Here is a 2077-nt window from a genome sequence, read left to right as displayed (position 1 = left end):
CTGCCGTCATATCGGTTCTATCTAGAGAACAAGGAAATGATGGACGAAGGCGCGGTCACGTCGTGGCCGCAAGTGCGCTCGCTCTTCTGGCTGATGCGCCAGCGTGCCAAATCCCCGCGCGCCTTCGCGACCGAAATGCAGGGTGACGGACGCGCCGATGAGGATCGTGTGTTCAGCCACATCACCTATTGGGAACACCGTGCTGCGCAGTGGTTGATCTTCGGCGCGTGCGATCCGTCGATGGGCGCGAACGAGAAGAGCGACCCATCCTCGATTGTCGTTGGTGGCCTGGATGTGCATTCACTGAAACTCCACGTTCTGCTTGCCGAGATCAAACGCCGGGTGCCGTCCAAGCTGGAGTCCGACCTGATCAAGATGCAGAAGGAATTCAACTGTCTGGCCATCGGCTTCGAGAACAACAACGCCTACGAGTGGGCGCGGCAGAGTCTGATCAAGGCGGGCCTGCAACAAGGCGTCCCGCTGCCGCTTGTCGGCGTGACGGCCACCGTTGCACCCGAGGTGCGCATCGACTCGCTGGAGCCGTTCGTCACGGACATCGCCGCGCCGCAAATCATTTTCAACAAGGCGCAGACAACGCTCCTGGCGGAACTGGATACCTGGCCAGAAAAGCAAAGCGGCCACCACTACGACGGCCTTACTGCATTGCACATCTTATGGATGATCGCGCAGACGCGCGGGCGAGCGTATGGCAGTCGCTACATCCCGGTTCCCAAGCGCGGCAACTCCGGCACCGACGCGCGGCGCGACCCGATGCGGGATCGACCGTCCGCACGAGGGCGTTTCGGCAACGGGGCAATCTAGAGGTAATCATGGGCAAGATCGTTGATATGAATGGCGTGCCGTTCGAGCGTAAAGCGCTGACTGATCCGCAGTCGTCTCGTGTGGGCTGGCTGCGACAGACCTTCCCAACGCATCCCACGCGAGGCATGACGCCGACCAAGCTCTATCAGGTACTCGACGCTGCTGAGCGCGGGCACTTGCGCGAGCAGGCCGACCTGGGCATGGAGATGGAAGAGAAGGATGGTCACATTGCCGCCGAGATGAGTAAGCGCAAGCGTGCGCTGCTCACGCTCGACTACGACATCCAGCCGCCGAAGAACGCAACCGCCGCAGAGCAGAAGCTCACGGAGGAGGTGCGCGAGTGGATCATGGACATGCCGTATTTCGAGGATTTGCTGCTGGACTGCATGGACGCACTCGGGCAAGGCTTCTCGCCACAGGAGATTGAATGGTCGCGCCTGGGCAAGCTGTGGTATCCGAAGGCGTTTCACCACCGGCCGCAGGGCTGGTTCATGAATCCGCCCGATAACCTCGACGAAATCCGGCTATGCAGCGCGGACATGGCGGGCGAGCCGTTGTGGCCCGGTGGCTGGATCGTACATCGCCACCGAGCCAAATCGGGGTACATCGCGCGGTGCGGTCTGCACCGCGTGCTGGCGTGGACGTACCTCTTCAAGAACTACAGCGCGCGCGACCTGGGCGAGTTCTTGGAAATCCACGGGCTGCCCATGCGAATCGGCAAATACGGGTCGGGTGCCACTGACGCTGAGAAAGATGACTTGTTCGCCGCCATCGTGGATCTGGGGCATAACGCTGCGGCCGTGATTCCCCAGGAGATGGAGATCGACTTCAAAGATGCGGCGGACGGCTCGCATCAGCCATTCATGGCAATGATCGGCTGGTGCGAGAGCACCCAGTCCAAGGTCATCCTCGGCGGGACGTTGACCAGCCAGGCCGACGGCAAGTCATCAACCAATGCCCTGGGTAACGTGCACAACGAGGTGCGACACGACCTGCTCACCTCGGACGCGCGCCAGATCGAGCGCACCATCACGCGCGAGCTGATCCTGCCGATGATCCTGATCAATCGCGGTGGCATATCGCCATTGCGGTGTCCGCGCCTGGTCTTCGAGACGCAGGAGCCTGAGGACATGGCCGCATACGCTGACGCGCTACCGAAGCTAGTCAGCATGGGCCTGACGATGGGCGTGGACTTCGTGCGCGAAAAGCTGTCGATTCCGGCGCCGAAGCCAGGTGAAGCGGTGTTGACAGTACC

Annotated in this window: 1 protein-coding gene and 1 pseudogene; both read left to right on the top strand. The window is 61.6% G+C overall.

The genetic code is table 11. The annotated features are described in order from the left end of the window. A pseudogene (locus PAN31117_RS26880) lies at positions 1 to 822 on the top strand (hypothetical protein); the annotation flags it as partial. A gap of 8 nt (positions 823 to 830) precedes the next feature. Further along, a partial coding sequence (locus PAN31117_RS26875) for a DUF935 domain-containing protein (protein ID WP_174991160.1) occupies positions 831 to 2077 on the top strand: 1247 nt, incomplete at its 3' end.

Origin of the sequence: Pandoraea anapnoica, from assembly GCF_902459765.1 — a bacterium.
Classification (GTDB): Bacteria; Pseudomonadota; Gammaproteobacteria; order Burkholderiales; family Burkholderiaceae; genus Pandoraea; species Pandoraea anapnoica.
The sequence above is the reverse complement of the archived record's forward strand: the minus strand, read 5'-3'. Positions and strand labels throughout refer to the sequence as shown.